At 41.4% G+C, this 25,798-nt stretch carries 25 protein-coding genes and 1 tRNA gene; 22 read left to right on the forward strand and 4 right to left on the reverse strand.

The window, feature by feature from the left end; all coding sequences use genetic code 11:
- Nucleotides 1-84: 84 nt before the first annotated feature.
- Genes C4S54_RS14170 through C4S54_RS14180 form a run of 3 tightly spaced genes read right to left on the reverse strand, consistent with a single transcriptional unit; the run spans nt 85 to nt 3,231 of the window.
- A complete protein-coding gene (locus C4S54_RS14170) occupies nt 85-945 on the reverse strand; it encodes a TPM domain-containing protein (RefSeq protein WP_103870098.1) in 861 nt (286 codons plus the stop codon).
- A 21-nt stretch (nt 946-966) separates the two neighbouring features.
- On the reverse strand, nt 967-2,001 hold the full coding sequence (locus C4S54_RS14175) for a hypothetical protein (protein WP_103870099.1): 1,035 nt from the start codon (nt 1,999-2,001) through the stop codon (nt 967-969).
- 24 nt (nt 2,002-2,025) lie between these two features.
- Nucleotides 2,026-3,231 (reverse strand): SPFH domain-containing protein, encoded by a 1,206-nt coding sequence (locus C4S54_RS14180; protein ID WP_103870100.1) that lies wholly within the window; start codon nt 3,229-3,231, stop codon nt 2,026-2,028.
- Between the two features lie 124 nt (nt 3,232-3,355).
- Here C4S54_RS14180 and C4S54_RS14185 point away from each other — a divergent pair, with 124 nt between their 5' ends.
- The 14 genes from C4S54_RS14185 (at nt 3,356) to C4S54_RS14245 (ending at nt 16,619) form a co-directional block, all read left to right on the forward strand.
- Complete coding sequence (locus C4S54_RS14185) at nt 3,356-4,714, forward strand: ASKHA domain-containing protein (RefSeq protein WP_103870101.1); 1,359 nt, start codon at nt 3,356-3,358, stop codon at nt 4,712-4,714.
- Nucleotides 4,715-4,730: 16 nt separating this feature from the next.
- On the forward strand, nt 4,731-5,063 hold the full coding sequence (locus C4S54_RS14190; RefSeq protein ID WP_022775758.1) for a cupin domain-containing protein: 333 nt from the start codon (nt 4,731-4,733) through the stop codon (nt 5,061-5,063).
- Complete coding sequence (locus tag C4S54_RS16145; RefSeq protein WP_022775759.1) at nt 5,060-5,230, forward strand: DUF6472 family protein; 171 nt, start codon at nt 5,060-5,062, stop codon at nt 5,228-5,230. The genes C4S54_RS14190 and C4S54_RS16145 overlap by 4 nt, the downstream gene beginning before the upstream one ends.
- A gap of 16 nt (nt 5,231-5,246) precedes the next feature.
- Nucleotides 5,247-6,341: an ABC transporter ATP-binding protein gene (locus tag C4S54_RS14195; protein ID WP_103870102.1), complete on the forward strand. Its 1,095-nt coding sequence runs from the start codon at nt 5,247-5,249 to the stop codon at nt 6,339-6,341.
- Nucleotides 6,338-7,228 carry a carbohydrate ABC transporter permease gene (locus tag C4S54_RS14200; RefSeq protein WP_022775762.1) on the forward strand — a complete coding sequence of 297 codons (891 nt, stop codon included), beginning with the start codon at nt 6,338-6,340 and terminating at the stop codon, nt 7,226-7,228. The genes C4S54_RS14195 and C4S54_RS14200 overlap by 4 nt, the downstream gene beginning before the upstream one ends.
- Nucleotides 7,225-8,055, forward strand: a complete 831-nt coding sequence (locus C4S54_RS14205) for a carbohydrate ABC transporter permease (protein ID WP_022775764.1) — start codon at nt 7,225-7,227, stop codon at nt 8,053-8,055. The genes C4S54_RS14200 and C4S54_RS14205 overlap by 4 nt, the downstream gene beginning before the upstream one ends.
- 99 nt (nt 8,056-8,154) lie before the next feature.
- Entirely contained in the window at nt 8,155-9,750 is a 1,596-nt protein-coding gene (locus C4S54_RS14210; RefSeq protein ID WP_103870103.1) for an ABC transporter substrate-binding protein, read from the forward strand.
- Nucleotides 9,751-9,848: 98 nt separating this feature from the next.
- Entirely contained in the window at nt 9,849-10,655 is an 807-nt protein-coding gene (locus C4S54_RS14215) for a hypothetical protein (RefSeq protein WP_103870104.1), read from the forward strand.
- Between the two features lie 100 nt (nt 10,656-10,755).
- Complete coding sequence (locus tag C4S54_RS14220) at nt 10,756-11,559, forward strand: FRG domain-containing protein (RefSeq protein WP_074891116.1); 804 nt, start codon at nt 10,756-10,758, stop codon at nt 11,557-11,559.
- Between the two features lie 18 nt (nt 11,560-11,577).
- Nucleotides 11,578-12,237: an NUDIX hydrolase gene (locus C4S54_RS14225; protein WP_103870105.1), complete on the forward strand. Its 660-nt coding sequence runs from the start codon at nt 11,578-11,580 to the stop codon at nt 12,235-12,237.
- A 30-nt stretch (nt 12,238-12,267) separates the two neighbouring features.
- Nucleotides 12,268-13,887 (forward strand): hypothetical protein, encoded by a 1,620-nt coding sequence (locus tag C4S54_RS14230; RefSeq protein ID WP_103870106.1) that lies wholly within the window; start codon nt 12,268-12,270, stop codon nt 13,885-13,887.
- A gap of 32 nt (nt 13,888-13,919) precedes the next feature.
- Entirely contained in the window at nt 13,920-14,621 is a 702-nt protein-coding gene (locus C4S54_RS14235) for a LytR/AlgR family response regulator transcription factor (protein ID WP_103870107.1), read from the forward strand.
- Between the two features lie 118 nt (nt 14,622-14,739).
- Nucleotides 14,740-16,056, forward strand: a complete 1,317-nt coding sequence (gene glnA, locus C4S54_RS14240) for a type I glutamate--ammonia ligase (RefSeq protein ID WP_103870108.1) — start codon at nt 14,740-14,742, stop codon at nt 16,054-16,056.
- A gap of 14 nt (nt 16,057-16,070) precedes the next feature.
- The gene (locus C4S54_RS14245; protein ID WP_103870109.1) at nt 16,071-16,619 is read left to right on the forward strand and encodes an ANTAR domain-containing response regulator; all 549 of its coding nucleotides are present in this window, start codon (nt 16,071-16,073) and stop codon (nt 16,617-16,619) included.
- A gap of 34 nt (nt 16,620-16,653) precedes the next feature.
- Here C4S54_RS14245 and C4S54_RS14250 read toward each other — a convergent pair.
- Nucleotides 16,654-16,742 (reverse strand) — tRNA-Ser (locus C4S54_RS14250).
- Nucleotides 16,743-16,916: 174 nt separating this feature from the next.
- On the opposite strand from C4S54_RS14250, the gene C4S54_RS14255 reads away from it, so the two are divergent.
- The 8 genes from C4S54_RS14255 (at nt 16,917) to C4S54_RS14290 (ending at nt 25,362) form a co-directional block, all read left to right on the forward strand.
- Complete coding sequence (locus C4S54_RS14255) at nt 16,917-18,782, forward strand: sensor domain-containing diguanylate cyclase (RefSeq protein WP_160110777.1); 1,866 nt, start codon at nt 16,917-16,919, stop codon at nt 18,780-18,782.
- 117 nt (nt 18,783-18,899) lie between these two features.
- Nucleotides 18,900-19,973 carry a 6-phosphofructokinase gene (locus tag C4S54_RS14260; RefSeq protein WP_103870111.1) on the forward strand — a complete coding sequence of 358 codons (1,074 nt, stop codon included), beginning with the start codon at nt 18,900-18,902 and terminating at the stop codon, nt 19,971-19,973.
- A gap of 40 nt (nt 19,974-20,013) precedes the next feature.
- Nucleotides 20,014-21,615: a DNA polymerase III subunit gamma/tau gene (dnaX, locus tag C4S54_RS14265; protein ID WP_103870112.1), complete on the forward strand. Its 1,602-nt coding sequence runs from the start codon at nt 20,014-20,016 to the stop codon at nt 21,613-21,615.
- Nucleotides 21,616-21,618: 3 nt separating this feature from the next.
- Complete coding sequence (locus C4S54_RS14270; protein WP_022775780.1) at nt 21,619-21,966, forward strand: YbaB/EbfC family nucleoid-associated protein; 348 nt, start codon at nt 21,619-21,621, stop codon at nt 21,964-21,966.
- Nucleotides 21,966-22,565 carry a recombination mediator RecR gene (recR, locus tag C4S54_RS14275; protein WP_022775781.1) on the forward strand — a complete coding sequence of 200 codons (600 nt, stop codon included), beginning with the start codon at nt 21,966-21,968 and terminating at the stop codon, nt 22,563-22,565. The genes C4S54_RS14270 and recR overlap by 1 nt, the downstream gene beginning before the upstream one ends.
- Before the next feature lie 24 nt (nt 22,566-22,589).
- Nucleotides 22,590-23,630, forward strand: coding sequence for an aldose epimerase family protein (locus C4S54_RS14280; RefSeq protein WP_103870113.1), 1,041 nt, complete (start codon nt 22,590-22,592; stop codon nt 23,628-23,630).
- A 28-nt stretch (nt 23,631-23,658) separates the two neighbouring features.
- The gene (locus C4S54_RS14285) at nt 23,659-24,885 is read left to right on the forward strand and encodes a DUF5711 family protein (protein ID WP_103870114.1); all 1,227 of its coding nucleotides are present in this window, start codon (nt 23,659-23,661) and stop codon (nt 24,883-24,885) included.
- 9 nt (nt 24,886-24,894) lie between these two features.
- Nucleotides 24,895-25,362, forward strand: a complete 468-nt coding sequence (locus C4S54_RS14290) for a CvpA family protein (protein ID WP_103870115.1) — start codon at nt 24,895-24,897, stop codon at nt 25,360-25,362.
- Nucleotides 25,363-25,798 lie beyond the last annotated feature (436 nt).

The following is a 25,798-nucleotide window of genomic DNA, read 5'->3' on the forward strand; positions in this document are numbered from 1 at the left end:
CTATTATCACACTTATAGTATACTTCCAAGAGATAATTCTTGAACAGTATACAGATAATAAAGAAAAGATAAAAAATTTATTTCTTAGAAATGACCGTGGCTTCCACCATGCGAATGGCCTGAACTTGATGTATGTATTGATGAGCCACCTGAGCCGTGACTTCTTGATGAATCATTATCTTTTGGAAGAGGAGTATGAGTTACTCTTGTAGTTACGTATCTGTCTTCATGAGATCTCATGTTAAGACCCTGGTGTGACTGATAACCTGAGGCGTTAGCCTTACTGTGAACAGTCTTAAGCTGGGAACCCATAAAAAAGATAGGGATCAGTGCCGAACCAAATCCGCACAGAAGGCTGATAAGTAGCAGTTTGATGCCGCTACCTCTGCTGCGATATGTGTTATCTACATCGATGGCGGAACCATTCTCATAACTTTCAAGGTAATCATCACAAATGTTTACATATGTTTCGAATGCCCTATAATAGTCTCCATCTGAAAGATATGGAAGCATACTGTCTACAAGCTCTTCCTGGCCATAATCAGTAAATGCATAAATTGCCTCTCCTGAAGTGCTGATAGCCCACTCTCTGTCATACATGCTGAGCATGAACAGAATTCCGCTGTCGTTGTAATCAGCTCCAAAGCCGTTGTAGTCGAAATAGTCATCCGCGTAGTCCTGAACAGGGCCTGAGTGATCGTTTACTGTAAGAACAACAATGTTGCACTGCCTCTTTTGGCTGACAGATTCAAGCAGCTCAAGCAGATCAGTTTCTTCACCATCAGTTAAAAGATCTGCCTTATCAAGCAGAAGCTCTTTTTGCCTGGAGGAAGGAATTTCATAGCTGTCCCAGAGCTCTTCGTCAGCAGCCCGTGCTGTAATACAAAATAAAGGTATTATCAGAAGAGTTATTGATAATAGTAAAAACCCCTTAATTTTTTTCATACTTAAACAATCTTTCTGAATTTAAAATGTAGAATACAAAATTAGGTAAAAAATAATTGATGCGATAAAACCAATAGGAATGTAATACTTGAGCGCCTGCGTAAAGCTTATAGGAAGATTGCCTATAAACTTACCGGTCTGACCGTTCATGGCAAACAGGAAGTTTTTGTCATTCCAGGTTGTGTTTAGAATGTAGACCGGATAGAGAGCATATTTGCTTGATGAGCTGCTGGTGCTGCAGTCCTCATGCTTAGTCCGCAGTGAACTGTAACCGCTTATGGTTGCCCTGAAATCTGCGGTAGCAGAAGCAGACATCCTCTGCAATGCTCTATCTTTGCATTCGTCAGATGTTACATTGTATTTATTGGCAAGAAATCCTGCAAGATAGCCCATGTTAAAAGGAACCATGGTCGTGTGATCAAATGGTTCAAGAGATTCCATAAGGTCATCCGGCATTTCTTTGGAGCCATCCACAGGTACTTTCTCGAACTGTTCGCTTCCTGATCTTGAGATGTCATAGTATTTGGTCTCAGTGTACATATACTTAGAATCAGACCAGGTCCTTACCTTTGTTCCTTCAAAAGAGCCGGAGTATTCCTCTGTTGCATCAAAAAGCCAGAAGGGAACATAGACACCCTTTATCTCATCAATGTGATTTTTTTCTAAAAAGACCTTTGGAACAAGCCTTTTTTTCTTTACATACTCAGTGTAAGTTTTTACAGCATCGTCTTTTGTGAGTTTAAAAGGAATGATGTAGTCAGGCTTAAATTCTCCTGTGAATTTTTCCTTTACAACGACATTGTTGCTGCAAAACGGGCATTTCAGTGATCCAAGAGACTCTGTTGCAAGTATTTCTCCTCCGCAGGATCCGCAGGAGTAGATGAACATTTCATCCTGTGTATCAGATGGAGTTCCGCTACTTTCAGAATTGTGATTGGCAACATAGTCTTTTACATCAAATTCTGAATCGCAATAAGGACATTTTAATTTCTGAGTATGTGGATTAAATTCCATTGCCCCGCCACAGGCGGGGCATTCATATTCTTGTAAAGCCATATTTCCCTCTAATGGATCATAGAATTAGTTTGCTGGTCTTGGAGTTCCACAGTTGGAGCAGAAGTTTCCTGTGTTAACAGCTCCGCAGGAACATGTCCAGTTAAGTGCTGGTCTTGGCTTTCCGCAGTTAGAGCAGAAGTTTCCAGTTGAAGTAGCACCGCATGAGCATGTCCATGCATCAGATGCAGGGGCAGCAGCCGGAGCTGGAGCGGCATTCTGAGCCTGAGCTCCCATGTTAAAGAGCTGACTTGCGTTCATTCCGCCAGCCTGCGCAGCCATGTTCATACCAGCAAATGCCATCATAGGACCTGTTGCTGTGTTCTTGGCAGCATCCTGCATAGCCTGAGCCTGAGCACTGGCAATAGTTGCAGCAGCCATATTAGGATTTCTTAATGCGCCTGCTCTCTGAAGCTCTTTGATTGTCTTTTCATCTTCTTCAGAAGCTACTACTGAGCTTACGCCAAAGCTTGAGATCTTTATTCCGTAAACCTTAGTCCACTTATCTGAAAGAACTTCGTTAAGTGCATCAGCAATCTCTGTTGTGTGAGCAGGAAGCTGACTATAGCGGATTCCCATAGCAGAAATCTTGGCAAATGCAGGCTGAAGAGCTGTAAGAAGCTCGCTCTTAAGCTGAGAATCAAGCTTATCTTTTCTGTATTCACCTTCCACATTTCCACAAATGTTCTTATAGAAAAGGATAGGATCAACTATCTTGTAGCTGTATTCACCGTGACACTTAATGCTTGCGTCAAGGTCAAGTCCGATATTTGTATCTACAACACGGAAAGGAACAGGATTAACTGTGCCATACTTATTTCCGATGATCTCTTTTGTATTAAAGAAATATACTCTCTGGTCTTTAGGAGTACTTCCGCCAAAACCTACACGTTTAGCAAATTCTTTAAAGCTGTTTACAATGTTTTCGCCTAAGTCGCCATAGAAAACTGAAGGTTCAGCTGAAGTATCATAAACGAATTCGCCTGCTTCTGCGCAGATTTCTGTAATCTGCCCCTGATCAACCAAAACAGCACACTGTCCTTCATTTACAGCGATGATAGAGCCGTTGGAAATAACATTCTCAGAGCCCTTTTTATTTGAACCTTTTCCTTCTTTCTTTTCACCTTTTGTAAGGAGTACGTCGTTTGTAAGAGACGGACAATAAAAATACTCCCTCCACTGATCTGCTAAAACATTACCACCTGCAACAAGTGCAGCCTGAATAAGCCCCATAACTTTCTCCTTTCATACGAAAAACAATAGTTGTCTGATAATTTTATAGACATTTACTATTTTCGCACAAAACATAACAAAATACTATTTCTTTTTGCTCAAAATAACTGATGCTGATACAATTATGTGGATGAAAAATACACTTATTTCCGAGAAAAAACTAAATATCTATAAAGCCCATGGATGCAAGGGAAATTGCTATAAGTGCACAAGAAAATGTTCTGACGCCGAACAGATAGATGTTCAGAGCGAGGTGATAGATGGTGACATAGATAAAAAATATGACGCCTATGGTATCGCCATTGATCTTGGTACGACAACTATCGCTGCGGCGCTTGTGGGATTTGACTTTAAAAACCAGGCAGGTGAAGTGGCACTCACAGCATCATGTGTGAATCATCAGCGAAAGTACGGGGCGGACGTTATCAGCAGAATAGATAATGCATCTGATCCTGAGACAGCCAATGACTTAAAAAGGCTTGTGACCCAGGATATATGTGGCCTGGTAAAAGAGCTTTCGATGAAAGCAAAGTCTGATGTTACCACCATCTGTATTGCAGGAAACACTACAATGCTTCATCTTCTAAGAGGCTATAGCGTTTCAGGTCTTGGAAAATACCCGTATAGCCCAAAGTCACTTGACCTTGAAGTTTTTACGGGAGAAGAGCTGAGCCCTGATCTTTCCGGCTATAAGGTGATTCTTTTCCCCGGAATATCAGCCTTTGTAGGGGCAGACATAGTAGCCGGGATATATGCCCTTGATATGGCAGAAGACCCGGACAAAAAGAGCCTTATGGTAGACCTTGGAACAAACGGCGAGATTGCTTATTTTGACGGTACAAAGATTTATGCCACATCAACTGCAGCAGGCCCTGTATTTGAGGGTGGAGGGATTTCATGCGGTGTCCCTGCCATAAATGGCGCAATAAAACATATAAATATAGGAGATTTTTTTCCCGAATTGGATATAATAGGTAATGACAAACCTATAGGTCTTTGTGGAACGGGAGTCCTGGAAACAGTGGCAGAGCTCTTAAGGTGCGGACTTATGGATGACACGGGGCTTTTGTGCGACCAATATTTTGACAGCGGCTACCCTCTTACCAGGGAAAAAGATATTACCATAACTCAAGGTGATATCAGAAATGTTCAGCTGGCCAAGGCTGCCATTTATTCGGGGATAGTCAATATCTTAGACGGAAGTGATGCTGACAGCGTCTATATTTCAGGAGGCTTTGGCTCCCATATTGATATAGACAGGATAAAGAACCTCAAAATGTTCCCTGAAGAATTGGTGCCAAAAGCTTTAGCAGCGGGAAACACTTCTCTTAAGGGATGCATCAAATATCTGGTGCAGGATCTTATGGGCGATGGTGAAAAAGCTCTTTTGGAAATAAAAAGAATAACTGAAATTTCTGAGGTGATTCAGCTGGCAGAGCTGGATCAGTTTGACAGTGATTATATAGAAGCAATGAATTTCTAAAAAAGGAGATAAACTAATGCTAGACGAAAGATGGGTATTTCATGATGATGCAAAGGCAGAGGACCTTGGAAATGGTGTGGTAAGGCGTGTACTTGCTTACAGCAAAGACCTTATGTGCGTTGAGAATACTTTTGAAGAAGGCGCGATTGGAGCTCTTCATCATCACCCACACACTCAGATCACTTACGTCGTAAGCGGCAAATTTGAGTTTAATATTGATGGTGAAAAGAAAATTGTTAAAGCCGGCGATACAATGCTTAAGACAAACAGTGTTGAGCATGGCTGCGTCTGCCTTGAAAAGGGAGTTCTTTTGGATATCTTTAACCCTATGAGAGAGGATTTTGTATGATCTGTGATACATGTGCCAATTATGTATACGATGAAGACTGGGAATGCTATACATGCATGGTAAATATGGATGAAGATGACTACTACCGCATGATGTCCGGAAATCGCTCAGAGTGCCCTTATTATCAGGACAACGATGAGTATAAAGTTGTAAGACATCAGATGTAAGCGGAGGAGGAGATTTATGAAAATAGTTTTAAAACACTTAACTAAGAGATTTCCTAACAGAAACAAAAAAATAAAGGACGATGTAATTGCTGTAAATGACTTCGATTTTACTATACCTGACGGCAAACTCATCGGACTTTTAGGACCATCCGGCTGTGGAAAAAGTACAGCTCTTAATCTTATTTGTGGACTTGAGAAACCTTCGGAAGGAAAAATTTTCTTTGGTGAGAGAGATGTTACAGAGCTTGCTCCTGAAAAGAGGGGCGTCGGCCTTGTATTCCAGAACTATGCTCTTTATCCACATCTTACTGTCTATGAAAACATTAAATTCCCCCTTGAGAACTTCAGAGGCGATAAGAAGCTGACTAAGGAAGAAATGGATGCCAAGGTAAAAGAGGCAGCAAAACTTGTTCAGATCGAAGAACTAATGGACAGACGTCCAAACGAGATGTCAGGTGGTCAGCAGCAGAGAGTTGCTATTGCGAGAGCCCTTGTAAAGATGCCGCAGGTTCTTTTGCTTGATGAGCCCCTTTCAAACCTTGATGCAAGACTTAGGCTTCAGACAAGAGAAGAGCTTAAGAGGATCCAGCTTGAGACCGGTATTACAACTGTATTTGTAACCCATGATCAGGAAGAGGCCATGAGTATTTCAGATATGATAGTTGTTATGAAGGCCGGTGTCCTGCAGCAGATGGGGAAACCTCAGGATATTTATGATGATCCTGATAACCTTTTTGTCGCAAGCTTTCTTGGAACACCTCAGATAAATGTTTTCAAAGGAAAGGTCAAAGAGGGCAGGGTTTATATTGGAGAGGCCCCTGTTCTTGATGCAAAGGGCGTAAAAGATGGTGACGTCTATGTTGCCATAAGACCTGAAGGATTTATCCTTGATGAGAATGGACCTTTTGCCTGTGATTATGTGAACCGGGAGATAATGGGCAGAGATACAAGTCTTATTGTTTCACATCCTGATTTTACAGGTGAAAAGATAAGAGGAATAATCTCATCTGACGATGAAGTTAAGATTGATGACGGCAAAGTCAGATTTTCACTTAAACCAAACAAAGTATTTATTTTTGATGGAAGTTCAGAAGAGAGGATAAGGCTATGAAGAAAAACCTGACTGCATGGCTTTGTCTTTTGCCTGCAATTTTGTTTTTGGGTATATTTATGGTTTACCCTTTATTTGATGTATTGGTCTATTCATTTGAAGAAGGCTATAATTTTGCATCGCAGAGCTTCTGGGGAACAGGACTCTACAACTATTCATATGTACTCCACGACCCGTTTTTTATCCAGGCTCTGAAGAATACTTTTATCATAGTCATAATTACGGTTCCGCTTTCTACCGGAATCGCTCTTTTAATATCCCTTGAACTTAGTCAGATAAAGGCTTTGAGGGATTTCTTTCAGACAGTTTATTTCCTTCCCTACGTTACCAACACTCTGGCGGTAGGCCTGGTATTTATGATCCTCTTTAAAAAGACTGCTTATTCCGACGGACTTATATCCATCCTGATACAGTTTTTTGGAGGCCCATCTGTTGACTTTATTGATGGTCCTTACGCAGCAAAGATGTTTGTTATGTGCTTTTACACAATATGGATCGTAATGCCCTTTAAGATATTGATCCTCACAAGTGCTCTCGCATCAGTAAATGAGATGTACTACAAGGCAGCAGTTGTTGATGACACGCCAAAGTGGAGAATTTTCTACAAGATTACACTTCCTATGATATCCCCTATGGTTTTCTATCTGGTAATAACAGGTTTTATCGGTGCTTTCAAGGCATACAGCGATGAGGTAGCTCTTTTTGGAACCGACCTTAATGCTGCAGGAATGAACACAATAGTGGGCTATGTATATGACATGCTCTATGGAAACAGCGGTGGCTATCCATCATATGCATCAGCTGCGGCGCTCATTCTTTTTGCCATAGTATTTACAATTACAACCATAAATCTCATGGTTAGTAGAAAGACGGTGTACTATCAATGAAAAATAAAACCAGAAATGTGATAATTTATGCCCTTCTTTCAATTTGGGCTATCATAGTGCTGTTTCCTTTTTACTGGATGATACTTACTTCCATAAAAAGCTACAGCTCATACAATTCTGAATATGTTCCAAAGTTCATAGCTTTGAGTCCCACTGTTGAGAACTATGTAACAGCCTTTACCGCAGTTCCCCTGGCAAAGTATTTCTTTAATACTATTGTCTTCACGGTTGTTACCACAGGCATGATGCTGGTTGTTGTGGTGCTTTCGGCATTTGCCTTTGCAAGGCTTGATTTTAAGGGAAAAGACCTTTTGTTTTCTCTTTTCCTCTCTCTTATGATGATTCCAAATGAACTTGTTATCATCACAAACTTTGTTACTATCACAAATTTAAATATGAGGAACACCTTCTCGGGACTTATACTACCGTCAGTTACTTCAGTGTTCTACATATATCTTTTAAAAGAGAATTTTGAGCAGATACCTGAAAACCTATATAAAGCAGCAAAGGTCGACGGAACTTCGGATTTCAGATATCTTTTCAGGGTTATGATCCCGATTTCCAAGCCTACGATAGTTACCATAACTATCCTTAAGGTCATTGAGTGCTGGAACTCTTATGTATGGCCAAGGCTTATTACTGATGATCAGAATTACTTCCTGGTTTCCAATGGAATTCAGGAGATCAGGGAAAACGGATTTGGGAGAGAAAACGTGCCGGCAATGATGGCCGCAGTAGTTGTAATATCTGTGCCGCTCGTTGTCCTGTTCCTCGTTTTCAGAGATAAGATCATGGAAGGAGTTGCCCGAGGGGGGACAAAGGGCTGAGAGCACTTGGCGAGGTTTTTTCGAGCCTAGTGCGAACGTGTTAAGGCGAGCGAAGCGAGAGCTTAACTTCCTTGTTTATTTCAGAACGGAGACGTTACTATGACTATAAGAGTGAGAACGGTTATTTATACTATATTATCAATGATTTTGTTGACGGGGTGTCATGGTTCAAAAGGTGGAAATGAGTTTGAGATTCCTGAGAACTTCGACGAGAGTAAAAATATAGAAATAACTTTCTGGGCAAAAAATGACACAAACAAGACTCAGACAGAAATCTACAACAAAGCAATTGAGGATTTTGAAAAGATATATCCAAATATCACTGTAAATATGAGGCTGTATACCGATTATGGCAAGATATATAACGATGTAATAACTAATATATCCACTAATACAACACCGAATGTCTGCATCACATATCCTGATCATATTGCAACATATATGACCGGAAGTAATACGGTGGTGCCGCTTGATGGCTTATTTGCAGATGAGAAATATGGACTTGGCGGAAGTGAGGTTAAGTTTGATTCAGTGAGAGCTGATGAGATCGTGCCTGAGTTTTTGGATGAGTGCATGATCGGGGATCAACACTATGCAATTCCCTATATGAGATCTACTGAGGCTTGCTATGTGAATAAGACTTATGTAGAAGCCCTTGGATATGAGCTTCCTGAGACGCTTACCTGGGATTTTGTGTGGGAAGTTTCAGAGAAAGCCATGGAAAAAAATGCAGATGGAACCTTCAAGATAAACGGGCAGCAGGTAATGATCCCATTTATCTATAAGTCAACAGACAATATGATGATCCAGAGCCTTAAGCAGCTTGGAGCAGATTATTCAGATGCTGATGGGAACATTTTACTTTTTAATGACAGCACAAGAGAAATCCTTAGAACTGTAGCAGAGCACACAAAGAACGGCGCTTTTTCCACATTTAAGATTTCAGGATATCCTGCGAACTTCTTAAATGCAGGACAGTGCATATTTGCTATTGACTCAACAGCAGGTGCAACCTGGATGGGAAGCGATGCGCCACTTGTTGATATTGCAGAAGACAAGCTTGTGGATTTTGAGACAAAAGTCATGACCATTCCGCAGTATGATCCGTCAAACCCCAGGATGATCTCACAGGGACCGTCAGTGTGTGTCTTTAATAAGACAGACTCACAGGAAGTCCTTGCTTCGTGGCTTTTTGCGCAATATCTTTTGACTAATGACGTGCAGATTGCTTACTCAGAGACAGAAGGCTATGTTCCTGTCACATTAAAGGCCCAGAATGCACCTGAATATCAGGATTATATTGCCAAGGCCGGGACTGATGACAATGAGCATTATCAGGTAAAAATAGATGCTGCGAAGCTCCTTATGAACAACACTGAGAACACTTTTGTCACACCGGTGTTTAATGGCTCCACATCTGTAAGAGACGCGGCAGGACAGCTTATAGAAAATGTTACCAAAGCGGTTCGAAGAAAGAAAACAGTTGATGATAAATTCATTGATGACCTCTATGAGGAAGTGAAATCTCTTTATCATCTTGATCAGGGAAGCACAGGCGCTGCAAATAGCGGCCAGAAAAAAGATCTCGGGCCACTTCCAACTGAATCGGTGGCATTCTTAAGCCTCCTTGTAATTGCCTGGGTTCTTATAGGAACTTTTGCCTTAAAAGATAAATTAAAGAATAAAACCAAATAAGTGTTTGTATTTTATTTATTATTTAGTATAATTTCCTTGTTTGGTATTGTTAGACATCAATAGTAGATGTCTCATAACTTTTTTAATGGAGGGATATTATGAAAAAGACATTGGCAGTAGTTTTAACAATGGGTCTTGCTCTTTCATTCGTAGGATGTGGAAGCAAGGCAGCTACAGAGACTGCAGAGACAGCAACAGAGGCTGTATCAGAGGCAGTTGAGACAGCAACAGAAGCTGCATCAGAGGCAGCTGCAGAAGCAGTATCAGAGGCAGCAGAGGCAGTAGCAGATGATGCTAAGTCAGAAGGCGTTATGACATACGCTGAGTTCGCAGCAGCAGAGCTTGAGACAGAGGTTGTAGTTGAGACTTATGTACAGGCTAAGCAGTCATGGTGGGAAGACAAGGCAACATTCTACACACAGGATCAGGACGGCGCTTACTTTATCTACGAGATGGCTTGCTCAGAGGATGATTACAACAAGCTTACACCTGGAACAAAGATCAAGGTTACTGGTGTTAAGTCTGAGTGGTCTGGTGAAGTAGAGATCGTTGATGCAACATATGAGATCGAGGAAGGTAACTTTGTAGCAGAAGCTAAGGATGCTACAGATCTTCTTGGCAAGGATGAGCTCATTGACCTTCAGAACCAGCTTGTATCTTTCAAGGATATGACAGTTGAGTCTGTTGCATTCAAGAACGAGCAGCCTGGAGATGACATCTATGTTACTCTTTCAAAGGATGGAGCTAACTATGATTTCTGCCTTGAGTACTACTTAAATGGTAGCGACGAAGAGTTCTACAACCTTGTAAGTGGTCTTGAAGCAGGCACAGTAGTTGATGTTGAAGGATTCCTTTACTGGTACGAAGGTGCTAACCCACACATCACAAAGGTTACAGTTAAATAATTTTGCTTTAGTAAGTAATGCCCCACAGCGTATGCTGTGGGGTTTTTTCATTTTATGATATACTTATTCTGACTGGAGATATTACTGAAAGGGACATGTGATGATAAAAGAGATACATATAGATACATTGGAAGAGCTGTTGCCTCTTTTGACAGAGCAGGAGTACAGGCCCGATCTTGACAGGAACAGAAGTCCATACGTATATCGTGGAATGTCGGATTCATCCTTCAAGATGTACACGAGCCTTAGCAGAAACTGTAAGGGCCTTCAAAAACAGCTTGAGCCTGCAATACTTGAAAACTTTGCCAAATATGCCATAAATGATGAGCCTTCAATAGGCCATTCCGTATGGAGACAGATGATCCTCGGGCAGCACTACGGGCTTCCTACAAGACTTCTTGACTGGACTCAGTCAGCCCTTGTTGGACTTAACTTTGCAACTACAGAGGAAAACCTTGAGGAAATGGACAAGCATGACTGCATGGTCTGGAGGATCAATATGTCAGAGCTTGTTGACCACCTTCCTGAACCTTACAAGTACGCGGTAAACAGGAAGCATTCCACCATCTTTACTGTGGACATGTTAAAAGAACTGACGGGAAACAGCTTAAAACAGTATGATACAGATATGGGCGATTCCTCAATGGTAATAATCGAGCCCCCATCACTGAATCAGAGGATAATAAACCAGCATTCATTCTTCGCTGTAGTACCAACAGGAATCAAGGATATTGAGAAGTTCCTTTCGGACAACACAGAAGATACAGTCAAATATATTATTGATAAAAAATTAAGATGGCGTGTCAGAGATATGCTCGATCAGCTTAATATGAGTGAGCGTATTGTTTACCCGGGCCTTGAAGGCCTTTCCAAGTGGATTGCCCGCCATTATTACGTAAAATAAATTAAAGAGAGAATTGCCATGAGTGGATATAACATTAAAAAAGACCAGGTAGAAACAGTACTGGACAAAAAGTTTTTGAGACTGTACGACCTTCATTATGAAGAGGGAAAGCATTATTTCGATGCTTCCAGAAGACCTATTGAAGAGCTTGCAGCTTCCATGACTGAGGAAGAATTTAAAAAAATGATCCCTGATGCGGTAAGCTGCTTTGTAATAATTGAGAAAGAGGGAAAAGAGCCGGAGCTTCTTTTATCCTATGAATACAGGTATCCGACCGGAAGATTTCTTTTAGGAGTGCCGGCAGGACTGGTTGATCCTGAAGATAAGGCAAAAGAGAATCCGCTTCTTGAAACAGCTAAAAGAGAGATATTTGAAGAGACAGGAATCACAGTCAGAGGTGGCATAGACAAAATGTCAGTTGTGAACCCGCTTGTTTTCAGTACTCCCGGAATGACAGATGAAAGTAACGGTCTTGTTTCTGTAGTTTTGCGCGACCCTGACTTATCTAAAATGACTCAGGACGGAGCATTGGGACAGGAATGTTTTGACGGATTTGTTTTTGTCACAAAAGAAAAGGCGCGTAAACTCTTAAAAGACGGAGTTGATGATAACGGACATTTTTATTCAGTTTATACATGGGCAGCAATGATGTACTTTTTGTCTGACATGTGGAAATGATGTCTAATTGTTTATGAAAAGAGGGGAATTATGAAAAAGAAATTTTTGGCATTACTTATAAGTTTAGCTTTAGTATCATCTTTGGCTGTTGGCTGCGGCAGGCAGGAGAACACAGATGGTGCAACTGATGCTTCATCACAAGAGGAGAGCATTGCAGAGCCTGAAGAAACTGCAAAAGCTTCTATTGAACTTACCGGAACCCTGGATTTTGGATGGGCTGTAGATCATATTTCAGATGAGGATTTTGGTGAAATGGCTCAGATCCTTGACGATGAGGCAATAGAAGATCTGCCTGGTGACAGCAGATTCCAGAGAGTTTACGGGGACCTTAGCATGGAAGTAAGCGTGTGGGATCTTCTCAGTGTCGGAGAGGGCAACAAGGACTATAACGACTATGGAACAGTGATCGTTACAGGATCTGGTAAGACTAAAACAGTTTTCCCTGAAGTAAGACATGGGAGATGCCCGGCGGTAAATGCTGATTTTGATGAAAATACAATGTGGCTTGTGGGCGAAGCTATTTCAGAAAATGGCGTGTATGCAGAGATTCCGTATCTCTTTACAATTGATTCAGCAGGTGCTGAGATAATTTATGTTGTTGATCCTGTTCTTGTTCAGAATAAGCTTCTTGAAATGCTTTCTGTAGAGTCAGATGACAGCACTATCTCTTTTAACTATGACGGAAATAAGCTCTACAGTATTGAGAATCCGGGAAATGTTACAAACATCTGTCTTGGTGATCACATCAGCTACTATTTAAACTCAGGTAATGACCTGATGGTGAAGGTTACTCCTGGTATTAAAGTTTCAGGAAACGATGATATCAGCTACGACAACATGCCTACATTTATTGCAACCGTGGTTCCGTCTATGGGTAGCGAGGGTGTATACGACGACTTTGAATTAAAGGCGCTTTCAGCTCTTTCTTATAACAAAGTTGACCTTGATAATCCAACAGCTCTCGACGATGCTATTTCATCAGCAATATTTAAGTCCAATGCCGGTGTTTATTACGAAGGCGAGCTTGCTGCAGAAGGCCATATCCTTATGAGCAGTGAAGAAGAGGGGCCTCAGGTTAAAGCCTACGTTCTTTCAATGTATGGTGAATATGAGTTCCAAAACGGAAACTTTGTTAAATGCGCAGGAAGCGGGGCTATTCCGACAGTTATCACGTTTGTCTTGAATGATTCCAAGGAATACACTATCGTGAGTTATGAAGAGGCTGAAGACGGAAGCGACTTTGTTCCTTCTATCAAGAAGATGTTCCCTGAGGATCTGTGGGCAAGATGTATATCAATTGAAGAAGATGATATGAGCGAGCTTGAAAAGATGGAGCGAGGCTACGCTGAAGAGTATGTTGAGAGCATCGGAAGAGAAAACGCAGAGATCGGCGATTATGCAGACTTTGAGTACACTTATGATGATGCCTATAATATATCTGAAAAGGCTGCAAATGCCATGCTTGAGGCTCAAAGTACAGATCCGCTGGTTTCTAAATGCCCTATGTGGTATGGTGACCGTGAGGTTGTGGAAGAGGGAATCAGATATATATACAAAAAAGAGTATGATGAGGCAGCAAAGAAAGTTATTTTCAGCAAAGTAGAGCAGGAGTCAGGAAAAGTGGTTGAATCCGCTGAGTACGATGCATGATAAAACGTAAACGAACATAATTGGGGGATGCAATGTACAGAGTCGCAATATGTGATGATGAAAAAAGCTCTGCTGCTGAGGCGGCCAGACTTTTGGAAAAATACAAAAGATCAAAGTCAGGGCTGGAATTTAAGCTTGATATTTTTAACTCATCCATAGAGCTTTTGGGGGCAATGGAAAAAGAGAGCTATGACATTTATCTTTTGGATATATATATAGATAAGATGAATGGCATAGAAATTGCTGATACCATAAGGAAACGTGACAATAGCGGTCATATCATATTTATGACTACTTCCAATGCCTTCTACAAAGAGGCGTTCAGGATCCGCGCAGTGCATTATCTGGAAAAACCTATCCTTGAGGAGGAATTCTTTTCAGCAATGGACAGGGTCTGTGTGGAAGAGGAAGTGAAGTTCCTTACAGTGAGGGATAGCGGCGAAGTGAGCAGAGTTCCCGTGGACGAGATCCTTTACATTCAGTCGGAGGACCACTACAAGAGAATCCTGACTGAGAAAAAGAGCTATCTTGTAAGGAGCACAATGCAAATGCTTGTGGATGACCTTGGTGATGTTCCGTATTTTTATCTTTTGGGTAAAAACGTAATGATAAACCTTAAAAAAGTCCTGAGAATAACCAAGGCTTCACTTGTTATGGAAGATGGAACAGAGTTTTCGGTTCCAAGAGGAACCTACAGGGTTATCAGCGAACTTGTTTTGAAGTATAGTTTCTAAAATATTCGTTGACACTGCCTGAAAAAGAAAATATGATAATAACCATAGTGGCAAGGGCGCCAAAACAATGATCTGAGTAATCGTTTGTTTTGTGCGCCATTTTTGTTAGGAGGGAAAAATGAGCAAGTATACCAGAGAGGATATCATACGTATTGTTGATGAAGAGGATGTAGCTTTTATAAGGCTCCAGTTCTGCGATCTTTTCGGAGTTCCCAAGAATATAGCGATTCCTTCAAGCGGACTTGAAAAGGCTCTTGATAACAAGTATGCCTTTGATGGAATTTCTGTTGAGGGATTTGTCAGAAATGAAGAGAGCGATATGTATCTTTATCCTGATCTTGATAGCTTTGAGATATATCCTTGGAGACCACAGGCAGGAAAGGTGGCCCGTATGTTCTGCAACGTCTACACTGCAGATAACAAGCCTTTTTCAGGTGATCCAAGGCACGTTTTAAAACAGGTAGTTGAAAAGGCTAATGGAATGGGACTTAACATAAAGGTAAATCCGCTTCCGGAGTTCTTTTTATTTGATTACGACGACAACGGCCAGCCTACTACATGCACCAAGGAAAGGGCCGGATATTTTGATGTTGCGCCTCTCGACCAGGGCGAGAATGTCAGAAGAGAGATCATCCTTAACCTTGAAGAGATGGGCTTTAATATTTCATCTTCACATCACGAGATTGCTCCTGCTCAGCACGAGATCCAGTTTGGCGGAGAAGAAGCTGTAAGGGCGGCTGATATGGTCATGACTTTCAGAATGGCGGTTAAGACTATTGCCAAAAAGCATGGCCTCTATGCCACATTTATGCCAAAGCCTGTGGAAGGCATAAGTGGCTCCGGAATGCACATGAGCTTTATTGCAGAGGATAAAGATGGAAAGAACATCTTTGCAGATGAAAGCGGAGCCTTGTCCGAGACTGCAAAACAGTTTGTTGCAGGTATTCTCTATCATGTAAAGGGAATGACTCTCATAACTAACCCTATTGTAAATTCCTATAAGAGATTAGTGCCCGGGTATGATGCGCCTGTTGATATATCCTGGTCTTCAAATTCGGCAAACAGAAGCGCACTTATACGCATATCAAGTGATCTTGACCTAAATCCTCAGGTTGAAGTAAGAAATCCCGACGCAACCTGTAACCCATATCTTGCCATAGCTCTTTTGCTGGCAGCAGGTCTTGATGGTATTGAAAAGAAAATGACACCACCTGAAGCTGTTTCCACAAGAAATGGCGGAGCAGAAAAAGAGCTCGATGTCCTCCCTCTGACACTTGGAGAAGCAATTTATGCATATCAGTCAGACTCTTTTGTAAAAGGAGTTCTTGGAGATGAGATCTACAACAAGGTGCTCACAGCCAAGAAGGCAGAGTGGAAGGAATTCAGAACCTGTGTAACAAAATGGGAAATTGATAAGTATCTCAATAATTTCTGATCGAGGCAGTTTGGGTGAATATTATCGTAGCTTTTGCAAAGCCTGAGGATGCTCAGAACATAAAAAGCATATTGCTGCGTGGCGGATATGACAATGTCATTGCCTGCACCACTGGTGTAAAGGCGCTTTCAGTCATGGAGGATCTGGGAAGCGGAGTCATAGTATGTGGCTACCGCTTAAGTGACATGCTCTATTCAGACCTCGCAGAGGACCTTCCCGGGTATTTTCAGATGCTCATGGTTGCGTCTGCTGATAAAGCGCCCTTTGACAATTTTGGAGAAAAACTAATGTTTTTGCCATCACCTTTCTCCAAGGCAGATCTCTATTCTACGATAAATATGATGATTGAGGGAGTAACTCTTTCCCGTAAAAGAGCAAAGCAAAAAAGACTGAATAAAAGTGAAGCTGATAAAAAGACTATCTCCAAGGCAAAAGAGCTACTGATGGAAAGACATCATATGACTGAGCCTGAGGCACATAAGTATTTGCAGAAATGTGCGATGAATTCGGGAACGACAATGCTTGAAGCTGCTGAGATGGTGATCTCTCTAAATAGTATCTAAGAATAATACTCACCAAAAGAACTGAATATATAAGCGGAGTTGAGGGGATTTGAACCCCTGCGCCGGACGAGCCGACCTACCGGATTTCGAATCCGGACCCTTCAACCACTTGGGTACAACTCCGTATATGACCGCTGCATAATATCTGCAGCGGTTTTTATTATACTTTTTTAGCAAACTAGCGTCAATGGATTGGTTTATATTTTGTTTCGATTTTTATTAGTGTTTTGTTATAGAAGTATGCGTAAAAACATTATAAAATGTATGTGTAAAAGTGCGTTTTATAAAAGGGGGTCTATGCTAAACAAGAAAAAGATAATAAGAATAATCCCATTTTTCTTTTGGCCGGTAGTAATACTAGTGGCTTTCTTTTGGGTTTATTCAAATTATGAAAACCTATATCTGAAGAATATTGAGTATAGAGGTGCTAAAACCACCAGTTATATAGCGGACTCTTTTTTGACATATTTGGGTAATATCGATAATACCCTTAAGTCCTGCGCATCTTCGGCAGAATACATGATGGCTAAAGGCGCTTCAGAGGAAGAAATCAGGGATTATCTTGTATATGAATCTGAAAACCTTGGAATAACCACAAAAACAGGATCAAGAGGTGTCTTTGGAGTATTTAATGGAAGATTTTTGGATGGTGTTAATTGGAACCCGGATAGTTCTTACGATGCAACCGGGCGTTTATGGTATACCGAGGCAGTCAAAAATGCAGGAAGATATGTATTTGTTGGCCCATATTATAACCTTAGGACTCAGGATTACGTGGTTACAGTAAGTAAGCTCCTGGACGATGGGGAGAGCGTTATTGCTTATGCTATTGATTACGCTACCTTTAAGGATATGACAACAAAGCTTATTGGGAAAGATGAGACGCGTACGGTCCTAATAATGGACGATTCGGGTGTCGTTATCTGTAATTCCAGAGATGATGAAATGGGAGTTGATTACGCCACGTCAGAAGATCTGTGTCAACGGGAAATTTACAAGGCGTGGAGAAATAATCGCGGAAAGAGTACATATCAGCTTAGGAGTGATGGGTGGAACGATGACGACTTTATCGTATCTCAAAGGCATCTACTGTATAATCTCAATGTCCTTACTATAACAGATGCCAATGCTGAAATGGATGAACTGAAAAAGACAGCATCACTGCTGGGAGCAGTACTGTTTTTGGCACTTGTTATCTCTTTTGTCCTAAATCAAAGGAAGTACCATAAGGACCATGAATCCTTTATCAACGCCAGAGACCTTAACGCTGTGGCGAACATTTACGGGACAATTGTAAGAATTGATCTGGATAAGGACGAACTTGAAATAATCTTTTGCAGGGACTATAGCATTGCCAGTAGTCTTGAGGAAGGACGCCATCACGCACGTGAAACTGTTGCGGAATTTACGGGTAAATTTGTAGCAGACAGATCATATGAGATGATGAAGGAGTTTATGGATTTTTCGTCATTGAATGATAGACTGACAGGCAAACAGACCCTTACATTAGAATTTCTAAACTATGATCATATCTGGTATCGTGGCAGGTTCATTGTGGCGGAAAGGGATCAGGACGAGAAAGTCACCAGTGTAATATTTGCGACTGAGACAATCGATGAAGAAAAGCGTATCAGAGATAAGTACCAGTATCTTGCTGAAACAGATCAGCTTACCGGAATCAATAACAGAGGAAGCGGTGAAGGAAAGATCCGGGACCTTTTGCAGAAAAATGTCGGTGGAATGTTCTTCTTGTTTGACGTAGATAAGTTCAAGCTTGTAAATGATAATTTTGGCCACGACGTTGGAGATGAAGTACTTGTCGGAATAGCTGAGAGGATGAAACGCCTGTTCAGGGAAAAAGACATCGTTATGAGACTTGGTGGTGATGAGTACGCAGCTTACATGCCAGGCGTTTTCAGCAAAGAAGATGGCGAACTTATCATGAAACGTCTTATAGACAGCATACATGACATGGACATTGAGAAACTTCAGGGAAGGCAGATAGATATCAGTGTTGGTGCTGCCATCTATTACCCGACTGACTCGTATTCTTTTGGTGAGTTATACAAAAGAGCTGATAATTGCGCTTATGAGAGTAAAAAGATTCCGGGTTCTGCGGTGACATTTTATGAGCGTGATGATGAAGAAAGTACTAGAAAATAGCATGGGAGCTGGCGCGCGTATTACTTGGCATTAACTACATTTTTTTGTATAATTGTCATTGATATGTGCGATTACAAATAGCAATTTAGCATATTTATTCAAAGGAGGCCTATTCACATGATGAGAATCGGTATGTTGACAAGCGGTGGCGACTGTCAGGCTTTGAATGCAGCAATGCGCGGCGTTGTAAAGTGTATTGCGCACAGTGGTGAGGAAGTTGAGTTTTACGGTTTTAAGAATGGCTATAAAGGCCTGATTTACGGCGATTTTAGAATGCTTACTTCCCATGATTTTTCAGGTATTCTGACTAAGGGTGGCACTATTTTAGGTAGTTCCAGAACACCTTTTAAGACCATCAGAGAACCTGATGAGAACGGTCTTGATAAAGTTGAGGCCATGAAACAGAACTACTACAAACTGCAGCTTGACTGCCTTGTGGTGTTGGGCGGCAATGGTTCTCAGAAAACAGCCAACCTCCTGAGTGAAGAGGGACTGAATGTGGTATCTCTTCCAAAGACTATCGACAATGATCTTTGGGGAACTGATATGACTTTTGGCTTCCAGAGTGCTGTTGACGTTGCAACACAGGTTATTGATAACATACATACCACAGCAGATTCTCACGGCCGTGTATTTATCATAGAAGTTATGGGACACAAGGTTGGATGGCTCACCCTCAATGCAGGACTTGCAGGAGGAGCTGATGTTATCCTGATACCTGAGATCCCTTACGATATTGGCAAGATCTGCGAGGCTATCGAAGCAAGAGATAAGAGAGGCAGCAGATTTACTATCATAGCGGTTGCTGAAGGCGCAATCTCCAAGAAGGATGCCAAGCTTTCCAAAAAAGAGTACAAGGAAAAAATGGCAAACTACAAGTACCCTTCAGTTTCCTACGAAATTGCAGAAGCTATCCAGAAAAAGAGCGGACATGAAGTAAGAGTAACTGTTCCCGGCCACATGCAGAGGGGCGGCGCTCCTGATCCATATGACCGCGTATTTGCTTCAAGACTTGGCGCAGAGGCTGGTCAGCTTATTCTCAATAAAGAATATGGCTATATGGTAGCTTACAAGAATAGAGAGATCGTTAAGGTTCCTCTTTCTGAAATAGCAGGAAAGCTTAAATATGTATCACCGGATGCCAGCATCATAAAAGAGGCCAAGATGCTTGGTGTCTGCTTTGGGGATTAAATTGTTATAAAAGTTTTGCTATAGGTGGAAGTTATTTTAAATGGGTTATGTAGCTCTTTACAGAAAATTCAGACCTCCTGTCTTTGAAGATGTAAAAGGACAGGATCATATAGTTACAACACTAAAGAATCAGATCAAATCTGACAGAGTTGGACATGCTTACCTGTTCTGCGGAACTCGCGGAACAGGTAAGACTTCTGTTGCGAAGATTCTTGCCAAGGCAGTCAACTGTGAACATCCGGTTGACGGAAGCCCCTGTGGTGAATGTGAGATGTGCAGGGAGATTGCAGCAGGAAACAGCATGAATGTTATAGAGATAGATGCTGCTTCCAACAATGGTGTTGATAACGTCAGAGAGATCATCGACGAGGTTTCCTACTCCCCAACAAAGGGTAAAAGAAAAGTCTATATCATCGACGAGGTGCACATGCTTTCAGCAGGCGCTTTTAATGCCCTGCTCAAAACACTTGAGGAACCGCCGTCATATGTTATGTTCATTCTGGCTACAACAGAAGTTCAAAAGATTCCTATCACTATTTTGTCCAGATGTCAGAGATATGACTTCCACAGAATCACCATCGATACCATAGAGGGAAGGCTCCGTGAAGTTGTGGATTCTGAAGGTATCACAGTGGAGGAGCGAGCCCTTAGATACATTGCCAAAACTGCTGATGGTTCCATGAGAGATTCGCTTAGTCTCCTGGATCAGTGCCTTGCCTTTAACTATGGGCAGGAGCTTACATACGACAAAGTGCTCGGCGTCCTTGGCGCTGTTGATACGGAAGTTTTCAGTAGACTTTTTAATGCCCTCTATAGACAGGATGCCAATGAGGCACTTACTATTCTGGCGGACATAGTTATACAGGGCAGAGAATTAAATCAGTTTGTAAATGATTTTGTCTGGTATCTAAGAAACCTCATGCTTGTTCAGGCATCAGATCAGATGGAGGATGTTATCGACATCTCTTCCGATAATCTGAAAGCGCTAAAAGAGCAGGCTGAAGGCGCGGATACAGATACGATCCTCAGATATATCAGGATTTTTTCCGAGCTGTCATCACAGCTTAGATATGCAACACAAAAACGTATATTAATAGAAATAACATTGATAAAAATGTGTAAACCTCAGATGGACAAAGCTGAAGATGCTCTTGAGGACAGATTAAGAGTTTTGGAGCAGCACGATGAGGAGAACACCAAGCTTTTAAGAGGAATTCAGTCAGGTCAGGTAGCTGTTGTGGCCGGCGCGTCAGCAGTTCCGGCTGGAAAACCTGTTCCCCAGGGACAAAAGAAAACCCTGGACAGGGCAGTTCCTGAAGATATAAAAAGACTTGTAAATGACTGGCCAAGGATACTTGCCAGAATGGAAAACCCTATGAAGACTTACCTTCAGAAAGCAAGGTTAAGTCTTGGCAACAACGATATTCTGCAGATTGTCTTTGACAATAAGCAGTTATCAGATAAATATTCAAATGGTACATCATCTGAGGAATTGCAGGATGTGCTTGATCAGGCTCTTGGGAAACACGTTGAATTTGAGACCAGATTCATAGAGCCACAGGTTGTATTTGAAGAAAACTATGTAAATCTGCAGGCTATAAACTTTGATATAGTTACTGAGGATGAAGAAAAGGAGAATTAACAAATGGCAAAACGCGGAGGATTTCCGGGCGGCGGAATGCCCGGTAACATGAGCAATCTTATGAAACAGGCGCAGAGAATGCAGCGCCAGATGGAGGAAAGCCAGAAAGAACTTGAGACAAAAGAGTTCACAGCAAAAGCCGGTGGCGGTGCAGTTGAGGCAACTGTATTTGGCAACAAAACAGTAAAGAGCATCGTTATCTCACCTGATGCAGTTGATCCTGATGATGTAGAGATGCTTCAGGATATGATCGTAGCAGCTGTCAACGAAGCTATGAAGCAGGCTGAAGAAGCAAGTGGAGCTATGCTTGGCAAGATGACAGGTGGCCTTGGCGGAGGATTTCCTTTCTAATGGATCTATACAGCGGACATATTAACCGACTGATCGACGAACTGGCTTCATTGCCCGGAATAGGGGGCAAGTCTGCACAAAGGCTTGCTTTCTATATTATCAATCTTCCAAAAGACAGGGTTAAGAAGCTGGCAGACTCAATAACAAATGCCCGTGAAAATGTGCATTATTGTAAAGTTTGCTGTACCCTGACAGATGATGACATCTGCCCGATATGCAACAATCCAAACAGAGACCACAAGACCATCATGGTTGTGGAAAATGCGAGAGATCTGGCAGCATATGAGAAGACTGGAAAGTTTGAAGGGGTATATCATGTTTTACATGGAGCAATTTCACCGATGCTGGGAATTGGCCCTGGTGACATACGTCTCACGGAGCTAATGCAGAGACTTCAGACAGAAGATGTAGAGGAAGTTATCGTTGCTACCAATTCCAGCCTTGAAGGCGAAACAACTGCTATGTATATAAGCAAACTCGTTAAACCTACGGGGATAAAGGTTACGAGGATTGCCAGTGGTGTTCCGGTTGGCGGTGATCTTGAATATATTGATGAAGTTACACTTTTAAGAGCGCTTGAGGGAAGAACAGAACTATAATCGCACTTAAAATGGAGGAGAATCATGGGAGTAAGAAAAGAACTTGTTGGAAATGCACCTAGCGGAGAGCAGGTACACGCATATCATATCAGCAACGACAATATGGAAGTTGTTGTGCTTGATTATGGCTGCATAATCAGAAACATTATAGTTCCTGATAAGAATGGCAATAAAGTAGATGTTGCCTTAGGATATGCAGATCTTGAGGGCTATTTTGTAAATGACTGTTTCCTTGGAGCTACAGTCGGACCAACAGCTAACAGAATAGCAAATGCAAAATATAGTATAGAAGGAAGAGAGTTCAATCTTCCTGTTAATGACGGACCAAACAATCTTCATACAGATATGGAGAAGGGATTCCATAAGCGCGTATGGAAGGGCGAAGAAAGTGATAATTCAGTTAAATTTACTTTAGAGTCTTCAGATGGCGATATGGGATTTTCAGGAAACAGAGTATTTACTCTTAATGTTTCTTTATCAAAAGCCAATGAGCTGTCTCTTCATTACCATGCTACAAGTGATGCAAAGACACTTATAAATATGACAAACCATTCATACTTTAACCTTGGTGGACATAACTCAGGAAGTATTCTTGAACATACACTTAAACTTAATGCTGTCGAGTACACACCTGTAATCGATTCAGCAGCAATTCCTACAGGCGATATTGCTTCAGTAAAGGGAACACCATTTGATTTTACAGAAGGCAAAACAATCGGCAGAGATGTAAACGCTGATGATGCACAGCTTAAATTTGTAGGCGGATATGACCACAACTTTGTAGTGGACGGAGCAGATGGCACTCTCAAAGAGTTTGCAGTAGCTTCTTCTCCGGATACAGGAATTACTATGAGGTGCTTTACAACACTTCCAGGATTCCAGCTCTATGTTGGTAATTTCCTTAAGGCCAATAATGCAAAAGATGGTGCAACATATGTACCTAGAAACGGTTTTTGCCTGGAAACACAGTTCTATCCTGATTCTATAAACCAGCCATCATTCCCTCAGCCTGTATTTGGTCCTGAGAAGGAATATGATACAGAGACTGTGTATCAGTTTTGCTAAATAATCTATTAGTTAACGGAGAAATGCTTTGGCGGAAGTAAGAGATTTTAACGCTTATGCCGGAAAAATAAATAATACCGAAGATGATAAAACATCTTTTACAAGGGAGACTTCATATAAAGAAAAGATCAGAAACCATAAACTGGCGGTCTTTTTCAGAACAGTAAGTGTTGCAGCAATTGTTATTTTGCTGGTGGCTGCAATATATATAAGCTGGAGAGATAAGGAGTATTCTGAAGCTACTGTTTCGCAGGGAGCCGGCATAACAAATGGCGCTGATGCCAAAGTTATAGGCCTTGGCGGAAACATAGTCCAGTACAGTAAAGATGGTATCAGTTGTATGGACGAAAGCGGCAAAGTCCTTTGGAATCAGACCTATGAGATGCAGAACCCAATAGCTCATACATGCCAGAATATCGTGGCGGTAGGAGACTATAACGGACATAATATCTATGTGAACAGCTCTGGCGGTGCAATGGGCGAGATTGATACCAATCTCCCTATCAGGGATTTTTGTGTATCAGCCCAGGGTATCGTGGCAGTAGTGCTTGATGGAACAGATGTTACGTGGATATATCTGTATGATTCTAAAGGTAATGCCATAGCTAACTTTAAGACCACCATGAAAGACAGTGGATATCCTATAAGCGTTAGCATATCTCCAAACGGAGAACTTGTCTGCGTTTCTTATATATATCCTGAAGATGGCACAGTTAAAACAAGCGTGGCGTTTTTTAACTTTGGTTCGGTAGGCCAGAACTCAATTGATAACTATGCAAGCGGTTATGACTATCCCGGAGTTGTTGTTCCTTATGTGCAGTTCATGAATTCCTCATCTGCATTTGCTGTTTCGGATGACAGGATAATGTTCTATTCCGGAGAAGAAAAGCCTGTTAGTCTCAGTGAGAGCTTTACAGGAAGCGAACAGGTACGATCTGTGTATTTTAACGATTCATATGTTGGACTTGTTTTCTCTAACAGCACAGAAGAAGGAACCTATAGACTTCAGGTGTATAACACATCAGGAGAGCTGGCGCTTACCTCATACTTTGATATTGATTATTCGGAGATCATATTTAGCAATAAGCAGATCATCATTTACAACGAGGATGAGTGCGTTATTAAGGATATGAACGGACATGACAAGTTTGCAGGTGTTTTTGAAGAACCTGTAAGAACACTGGTACCAACAAATCTAAGAAACAAGTTTATACTTGTGACAGCGGATAGTGTTGATACTTATACTTTAAAGTAAGGATTTAATATGAATTTTGATATTTCACAAGTGGTTTTGACAATAGTTGTTGTCTGCCTGTTTCTTTGGAGAATATCATATGGTAAAAATAATGGCCTGTTTGCGGAAGCTGCAGGCCTTATTGCTGTTTTAGCGGCATTTGCGTCTGTTTACTATGTGACTAATATCGCGGGAAGTGTACTTAATCAGAATTACGGAGTGATAATTCCAAAGATAGGTTACTTGCTGGTAGCGTTTTTGGTTTATAAGATCATGACTGCTATAGGAGATGCTTTTAAAAAGATGAGGAACGTGCCAATATTTGGAGCAATGGACAGATTCCTTGGTGCAGTTCTCGGCGCAGTAGAAGCTGCAGCCATCATATATTTAATAGAATATGTGACCGATCTTGAGATAATCTCCAGTACAATAGTGGTTCTGATGCAGCTCTACACCACTATTTATGAGGCTTTTACTAAAAGTTTTATAAATAATTAAAAAAAGTGTTGCATTGTAAAATGAGTAGTGCTATACTTTGTCTTACCCGCTGCGGAGGGGACAACCTCAGTAAATAAGCGGATTTTCGACAACTGAACACTTCAGAAAGTCGAAAAAATAATTTAAAAAAGTTGTTGACAAACATCTGAAGCTGCGATATACTAAATGAGTTGCTGCTGAAGAGCACAACAACAAAGCACCTTGACAAATAAACAGTAATGCAACCCTGAAAAATTCCAAGAGAATTTATTCAGAACAAAGATTTAGTAAATAACGGACAGAACAAAAGCCAAGCTTAGTTCTAGCCTGATCAAACTTTTAAACGTGAGAGTTCGATCCTGGCTCAGGATGAACGCTGGCGGCGTGCCTAACACATGCAAGTCGAACGGAGAATATACGCTTCAGAAGCTTCGGCAGATGATTGTATATTCTTAGT

Origin of the sequence: Butyrivibrio sp. Su6, assembly GCF_900108105.1 — a bacterium.
Taxonomy (GTDB): Bacteria; Bacillota; Clostridia; order Lachnospirales; family Lachnospiraceae; genus Butyrivibrio.

Coding starts and splice junctions, on each gene's coding strand:
- dnaX (WP_103870112.1), top strand. CDS start 20,014: ATGGGTTATGTAGCTCTTTACAGAAAATTCAGACCTCCTGTCTTTGAA.
- recR (WP_022775781.1), top strand. CDS start 21,966: ATGGATCTATACAGCGGACATATTAACCGACTGATCGACGAACTGGCT.
- C4S54_RS14280 (WP_103870113.1), top strand. CDS start 22,590: ATGGGAGTAAGAAAAGAACTTGTTGGAAATGCACCTAGCGGAGAGCAG.
- C4S54_RS14220 (WP_074891116.1), top strand. CDS start 10,756: ATGATAAAAGAGATACATATAGATACATTGGAAGAGCTGTTGCCTCTT.
- C4S54_RS14255 (WP_160110777.1), top strand. CDS start 16,917: ATGCTAAACAAGAAAAAGATAATAAGAATAATCCCATTTTTCTTTTGG.
- C4S54_RS14230 (WP_103870106.1), top strand. CDS start 12,268: ATGAAAAAGAAATTTTTGGCATTACTTATAAGTTTAGCTTTAGTATCA.
- C4S54_RS14175 (WP_103870099.1), bottom strand. CDS start 2,001: ATGGCTTTACAAGAATATGAATGCCCCGCCTGTGGCGGGGCAATGGAA.
- C4S54_RS14200 (WP_022775762.1), top strand. CDS start 6,338: ATGAAGAAAAACCTGACTGCATGGCTTTGTCTTTTGCCTGCAATTTTG.
- C4S54_RS14185 (WP_103870101.1), top strand. CDS start 3,356: ATGTGGATGAAAAATACACTTATTTCCGAGAAAAAACTAAATATCTAT.
- C4S54_RS14270 (WP_022775780.1), top strand. CDS start 21,619: ATGGCAAAACGCGGAGGATTTCCGGGCGGCGGAATGCCCGGTAACATG.
- C4S54_RS14195 (WP_103870102.1), top strand. CDS start 5,247: ATGAAAATAGTTTTAAAACACTTAACTAAGAGATTTCCTAACAGAAAC.
- C4S54_RS14205 (WP_022775764.1), top strand. CDS start 7,225: ATGAAAAATAAAACCAGAAATGTGATAATTTATGCCCTTCTTTCAATT.
- C4S54_RS14260 (WP_103870111.1), top strand. CDS start 18,900: ATGATGAGAATCGGTATGTTGACAAGCGGTGGCGACTGTCAGGCTTTG.
- C4S54_RS14290 (WP_103870115.1), top strand. CDS start 24,895: ATGAATTTTGATATTTCACAAGTGGTTTTGACAATAGTTGTTGTCTGC.
- C4S54_RS14180 (WP_103870100.1), bottom strand. CDS start 3,231: ATGGGGCTTATTCAGGCTGCACTTGTTGCAGGTGGTAATGTTTTAGCA.
- C4S54_RS14170 (WP_103870098.1), bottom strand. CDS start 945: ATGAAAAAAATTAAGGGGTTTTTACTATTATCAATAACTCTTCTGATA.
- C4S54_RS14235 (WP_103870107.1), top strand. CDS start 13,920: ATGTACAGAGTCGCAATATGTGATGATGAAAAAAGCTCTGCTGCTGAG.
- C4S54_RS14215 (WP_103870104.1), top strand. CDS start 9,849: ATGAAAAAGACATTGGCAGTAGTTTTAACAATGGGTCTTGCTCTTTCA.
- glnA (WP_103870108.1), top strand. CDS start 14,740: ATGAGCAAGTATACCAGAGAGGATATCATACGTATTGTTGATGAAGAG.
- C4S54_RS14190 (WP_022775758.1), top strand. CDS start 4,731: ATGCTAGACGAAAGATGGGTATTTCATGATGATGCAAAGGCAGAGGAC.
- C4S54_RS14210 (WP_103870103.1), top strand. CDS start 8,155: ATGACTATAAGAGTGAGAACGGTTATTTATACTATATTATCAATGATT.
- C4S54_RS14225 (WP_103870105.1), top strand. CDS start 11,578: ATGAGTGGATATAACATTAAAAAAGACCAGGTAGAAACAGTACTGGAC.
- C4S54_RS16145 (WP_022775759.1), top strand. CDS start 5,060: ATGATCTGTGATACATGTGCCAATTATGTATACGATGAAGACTGGGAA.